A 6,056-nucleotide genomic window follows, 5' to 3' on the forward strand; every position below is an offset into this window, starting at 1 on the left:
CAGCAACGCTTCGCCACCGGTAAACGAAATCTTTCGAACTCCGCCTTCCGCAAGTCGATCAAGAACGTGAAAAGCCTCATAGGCGTCAAGTTCTTTGGAAATCATATTCCGATAACAAAAACGACAATGATCATTGCAGCGGGCCGACACTTCCCAACAAACAGTGTTGCAATGTACTTCTTTATTGTAAAAGGCTATGTTTGCGGTCATGTTTAATTCCTTTTTTTCTTTATAGGGTTTCCTCGTAACCTCAACCCTAAATAAGAGTGAATCGCTCTCATATTGCGAACTGGTTTTTTTTCTCCAAAGAACCAACACCATGAAAGTTATAGAGAATTAAGAAACCTTCAAAGGAAAATTGCGAGGCTGTTCTCTGACCTGCAAAATATAAGCAGCAATTCCGGCTTCTCGAGGGGTGTTAATTTAGCCGATTCGAAAACATATGTTTTTATAGATAATTTTTTGAATAAAATAATGTAGACAACCAATCATGATTTACCTGCTTTAATCTCCAACACGTATGTAAAGCTGAGTTCTTAGTGTCTAGAGTTTCCATTAGCTTTATCTCCCCTCCCTTCCATCGCTATAATTAGAGAGAATGAATTTCATCAAAAGGAGATGCTGCCATGTTTAGAAACCCCTCTGTATTGTTCGTGCTTTTTACGATGGTCACCTGTTTCACTGTTGCCGCTGTGGAACCCCTCATTTTGCATGTGTCAACGCAAGGGAACGACGCGTGGTCGGGCTCTTTGCAAGAACTTGACAGTGCCGGAAGTGATGGACCATTGGCATCCCTCGCGGGAGCCAGAAACCGCATCCGAAATTTACGCGCCCAAGACAAGGCGCTCTCAACTGTGCCGATTACGGTTCGGGTGCAAGGCGGCACTTATTTTCTTGAGGAACCCCTCGTGTTTGAAGCACGAGATTCCGGCACGGCTGACAGCCCCGTGATCTACGCGGCCGCACCGGGAGAAGAACCCATACTCCATGGCGGACGCATTATAAAAGACTGGCGCATTGAAAATGGTGTGTGGATCGCTGATGTACCCGAGGCAAAATCAGACGAAGGCGTCGTGGGAGCCTTTTGGGTTAATGGAGAACGGCGCGACGCTGCCCGCTATCCCAAAGCCGCTCATTTCGCAGGCGATTATCCAAGTGAAAAAGATTTCCTCTATACAGACGGGTCAGTCATGGAGAAACAAGCAGGCGCGCAAGAAGAAGAAAAGAGCAGTACAAAATTACGGTTTCATAAAGATGATATCCAAGCGTGGGAGCACTTGGATGATGCCGTGTTTGTCGTGTTCCATTCTTGGGCGACCTCGCTGCATCGGGTAAAAGACTTAAATCTTAACGACCGCATTATCGAGTTTACCGGTCCTGCACGGTGGCCTTTCACACGTTGGACAGATAAGCAATGGTATTTTATCGATCATTTGTTGGACGCACTTGAGTTGCCCGGAGAATGGTGCCTCAACCGCCATGACGGCACGCTTCATTATTTGCCTAAGCCCGAAGAAAGACCCGATAATGTGGAAGCGGTCATTCCGCGACTCCGGCAACTGCTCCTGCTTAAAGGTAACCCTGAAACGCAACACTTTGTCGAGCATATTCATTTTAAAGGGTTACAGCTCCAATACAGTGATTGGCCCATCGGCGCGGCAGGACACAGCGACGGTCAAGCAGAATCATCTGTGGAAGGGGTCGTACAAACACTGGGCGCAAGACATTGTCTTTTTGAAGATTGTAAAATCGCTCATGTAGGCGGTTACGGGGCAGCCTTCCGAACGGGAAGCCAAAACAATACGATGCGCCGTTGCTTCCTGACAGATCTTGGAGCCGGCGGGGTGCGCATAGGTGAAGGGCATGATCCTGAGACACCGGAAGAAAGCACCGGTCACAATGTGGTCGATAACTGTATTCTTCACGATGGCGGACGCATTTACCGAAGTGCCGTGGGCGTGTGGATCGGCCGCAGTTCTTTCAATACCATTTCCCATAATGAAATCTGCGACTTCCGCTATTCGGGCGTGTCCGTCGGATGGTCCTGGGGCTATGCGCCCAGCTCTGCTAATCATAATGTGATCGAATATAACCACATTCATAACCTTGGCAAGGGGCAGTTGAGTGATATGGGAGGTATCTATACATTAGGTGTTTCTCCCGGAACAATCCTGCGCAACAACTATATCCACGACATTTTATCTAATGGCGATATTTCGGGCGGCTGGGGACTCTATACGGACGAGGGAAGCACGGATATCCTACTCACCAATAATGTTATCTACAACACCCGTACAGGCGGTTTCCACCAACATTACGGCAAGGAAAATCGTGTCATCAACAACATCTTTGCCTTCTCACAACGAGATCAGTTAATCCGTTCCCGCGACGAAGACCACATCTCTTTCTTTTTCCAGAACAATATCGTTTATTTTAACCGTGGCAAGCTACTGGGAAGTACCTGGAAAAACGGCAATTATGTCATGGATAACAATTGCTATTGGAATGCCGCTGATCATGAAATACTTTTTGCCGGAAAAACTTTTCAACAATGGCAAGAGTCCGGCTATGATCAACATTCTGTTATTGATAATCCCGGCTTTGCCGATATTGAGAACAGGGATTTCACGCTGTCACCCGATTCCCCGGCAATCAAAGTCGGATTCCAAGAAATTGACCTTTCCAATGTCGGCGTCTACGGTGATGGTAATTGGATTGCTCTAGCGAAAAATTTGCCGCGTATCCCTGCGCCGCCCAAAGATGAATAACCTCGAAATCACACATCGTCTTTTTTAGGAACAGGCGGAACGCTTTCGTGTCCAATACCAATAAAAAGGCCAACCCGTAAAGATTAAAACAAGGCCGATGATGGCTTCACGGGGTTGCTGTATGATTGTGATAATGACGAGAACAAAACAGAACAAGGAAAAAATACCGGGCACAAAAGGATATCCGTGCACGCGATACGGGCGGTGAGCATCTTTCATAGTCCGGCGTAATATGAAGACGCCGAAGGCGCTGGCTCCGTAGAAAATGAAAGAGGCAAAGATTACCGTATCCGTCAATTGGTCAAAAGTACCCGACAATACCAGACACGACGCCCAGACACCCTGCATCAACAGCGCCGTAGACGGGGTATGGTATTTGGGGTGACAGCGGGCGGCAGCCTTAAAGAAAAGACCATCATGGGCCATGGCAAAATACATGCGTGACGGAGTCATCATCTGACAGTTCATCGCGCCGAAAGTCGACAACATAATGAGAATAGCCACACCCTGGGCAGCGCGATACCCATAGGCCTTACGCATAACCTCCACAGCGGCAATACTGTTCTCAGATGCGGTCAGCGCTTTTAACTCCTCAACAGGCATCACATACAAATAGACAAAGTTGATCACCATATAAATGCCGACAATGCTGCCCACACCGATGACCAATGCCAAGGGGATATTCCGTTTCGGATTGTGCACTTCACCGCCCAGGCTAATAGCATTGTTCCAGCCGTCATAAGCCCAAAAGGCACCCAGCATCGCAGCAAACATAGCGCCGAATAAACCAAGCTCCCCATATTGTGAGCCGCTCGATTCCACGTGCGTGAAATGATTGAGAGAGCCGTCCCCCCAAGCTAAGCCTAGGACAATGATAAGGGCAATACCTAGCAGTTTAAGAAGGGTGGAGATATTCGCGATGATCCCTCCAAAGATTACACCGAAATAATTCGCCATGGTAATGGACAAGAGAGTCCCCATGGTAAACACCTTGACGCCGAAATTCTCAAAGGGGAAGAACACGCCAAAGAGTGAGAGCTGTTCCCATTCCAGCCCCAAGCGAGGCAGCGGAAACAGATTGTTTACGGATTGACCAAAGACGTAAGCGACTGATGCAATAGAAGCGGATTGAAGAACCGAAAAACTGGACCAACAAAAGAGAAAGGCAAAAGCCCGGCCGTACATCTTTTTAAAGAATCCGTAGAACCCCCCCGGCCCGGCGATTAAACCGGCAACCTCTGCATTAGACAGCGCGCCGAAGAGGGAGATCGTTCCGGCAATGAGCCAACATAACAGGAGCAGTTTTGCGGAGGGCAGACTCGCGGCCATAGGCGCGGCTTTTTTGAATATGCCGGATCCGATCATGTTGCCCATGATCACCATGGTCGCGGTCATGAGTCCCAATTTGGGAATGAGTCCACCACGCCACAGCGCTTCCTCATCACTCTTTTTTAGTTTATGATCTTCTGTCATGAATTACTCGCACCAGATTAAGCTTCCAGAATAAACAGTACTCCACCTATTCCGTACAAGGAACAACATTCTATCCCCTCCCCCACCAAACAGCCACAATGATAGTCAAACGGAGCTGATTGAATCCACACATCTCCAAAATGTAATTGACTGTTCTGTTATTGTTAGGCTATGATTCGCTTAACAATGTGACTTTACACGCATCTTAAACTTACAGATTAGGACAGCCTATGTTGAAAGACAACTCGCAACAACAAGATATTTATAAATTCATGCAAAAGCTGAAACCTTTTCAACGAGGATCGCTACGCTGGGTTCGGGAAGAGATTTGGGAACGATATTCAGAAAGAAAAGATTACCGCAGAAATCCCAATAAACAACACCATCCGGGCTGTGTAATAAACACGCCTACCTTTCAAAATCCGGCAATCGTTTTTATTCACGGGCATTCCAAAGCCTCTCATCCTTTACGCTATGAACTTTCTGTCAAAGATATTACCGAGCCGGGAAGAACTAGTTACTTTTCTGTGCATCGTCGTTATCCGGTTCCGCCTAGTGTGGCTTGGGCACGGGCAAATGTGTCAGAAGATTATTTATACAAAACGATGTTGGATAAAAAAGAACTGAAGAAACTTAAAACCTTAGAAACACTCTACAACAACGAGGGGAGGGCTAAGCAGTCCAAGCGGTCAAAGCGTCTATTTAAAACAAGCAGTAACAGTTCCTTACCTATTAACACCAAGGCAAACAATCCAAATGCAGGAGTAAAAGATAAATGAAACGTGAGTTTTTGGATCTATTAAAATTAATTCTTTCTGCATTTGACAATAAGGCCTCCCTTCCAACTTCTGAATATAAACTTTTTCAAAGACTATTTCCTTTATTTCTTAAACTTAGCGCTCAACAAGAAAAGATCCTTGGAAAGGAGAGAATATCAGAAGAACTCGCTACAGAATTTTTGGAATATTTAATTGCAGACCATCATAAACAAGCGATGATAATGAACTGTACTTATGAATTTTCTCAAGGACTCTATGTATGCAGAAATCAATTTATCAACTATATTTTTACTAACCTCCCCAACAAATCACTTGAATATCGAATATTCGAGAAACTAAAAAATCGTGACCTTGGGAAAGACAGATTTTTTTCAAATCAAATGACAATTACAAAATCTGAAATGGCACTATTTCTATCACAAAATATCACATTTCTTACACCAAATACATCGCCCCGAAAAAACGATATGCGCACACAAATTGCCCTCCGTTTATACGGAAATGATTCTGCTTACGATCATCCTCTTTTGACGAATGACTCACTTTGTCAATTGTACGACCTTATCCTAAAGCATTTTGGAATAGCTCCTACTATGTTAGACTTCGCAGGAGCTATCGCAGATCAGTTGCCTCAGGATATCTATAGTACAGAAACAACGATAAGCCCTAGCGAAAAGGATGACGAGCCAGAAGAAGCTGATCCCACAGAACTTATTGCTGACACGACAAGTATACTCTCTGATAAAATAATTGGCATGGAAGCGGCAAAGCTGTTTTGGCAAGAATTAAGAATTGGTGATAAGTTTGTATTAGTTGCTAAATTCAATGAACTTAAAGACAAGGAAATGCGGGCATGGGCTGAAAGTCATGGCTGCCATGCCGGTCGTTTTTCAGATCGCAGAAAAACACTTGAATTTTCTTTGAGAAACACCATTATAGAATTAACACAAAACGAACAAAGTAGCTTCTTAAGTGCATTAAGGCAATGTATTCGGGATTTTGAAAATAAATATCCCTTACCCGAGTAAATTTTACG

The 6,056-nt window shown here is 45.1% G+C and carries 5 protein-coding genes; 3 read left to right on the forward strand and 2 right to left on the reverse strand.

Annotation, left to right across the window (positions count from 1 at the left end):
* Positions 1 to 210 (reverse strand): hypothetical protein (locus tag GX117_11780; protein NLO34008.1); only part of this gene is annotated, 210 nt, incomplete at its 3' end.
* 416 nt (positions 211 to 626) lie between these two features.
* Between GX117_11780 and GX117_11785 the strand changes: the two genes are divergently transcribed.
* Entirely contained in the window at positions 627 to 2,768 is a 2,142-nt protein-coding gene (locus tag GX117_11785; GenBank protein ID NLO34009.1) for a right-handed parallel beta-helix repeat-containing protein, read from the forward strand.
* 24 nt (positions 2,769 to 2,792) lie between these two features.
* Here the strand turns inward: GX117_11785 and GX117_11790 are convergent, their stop codons facing one another.
* A complete protein-coding gene (locus GX117_11790; protein NLO34010.1) occupies positions 2,793 to 4,241 on the reverse strand; it encodes an amino acid permease in 1,449 nt (482 codons plus the stop codon).
* A 230-nt stretch (positions 4,242 to 4,471) separates the two neighbouring features.
* Between GX117_11790 and GX117_11795 the strand changes: the two genes are divergently transcribed.
* Both GX117_11795 and GX117_11800 read left to right on the forward strand, forming a co-directional pair.
* A complete protein-coding gene (locus tag GX117_11795) occupies positions 4,472 to 5,020 on the forward strand; it encodes a hypothetical protein (GenBank protein NLO34011.1) in 549 nt (182 codons plus the stop codon).
* Positions 5,017 to 6,048, forward strand: coding sequence for a hypothetical protein (locus GX117_11800; GenBank protein ID NLO34012.1), 1,032 nt, complete (start codon positions 5,017 to 5,019; stop codon positions 6,046 to 6,048). Before GX117_11795 ends, GX117_11800 begins: the two co-directional genes overlap by 4 nt.
* Positions 6,049 to 6,056: the final 8 nt, after the last annotated feature.

It is taken from the genome of Candidatus Hydrogenedentota bacterium (genome assembly GCA_012523015.1).
In the GTDB taxonomy this organism is placed as follows: domain Bacteria; phylum Hydrogenedentota; class Hydrogenedentia; order Hydrogenedentales; family CAITNO01; genus JAAYBJ01.

Bases quoted from the DNA above. Each gene is read 5' to 3' on its own strand.
- GX117_11790 (NLO34010.1), bottom strand. From the start codon at position 4,241: ATGACAGAAGATCATAAACTAAAAAAGAGTGATGAGGAAGCGCTGTGG.
- GX117_11800 (NLO34012.1), top strand. From the start codon at position 5,017: ATGAAACGTGAGTTTTTGGATCTATTAAAATTAATTCTTTCTGCATTT.
- GX117_11795 (NLO34011.1), top strand. From the start codon at position 4,472: ATGTTGAAAGACAACTCGCAACAACAAGATATTTATAAATTCATGCAA.
- GX117_11785 (NLO34009.1), top strand. From the start codon at position 627: ATGTTTAGAAACCCCTCTGTATTGTTCGTGCTTTTTACGATGGTCACC.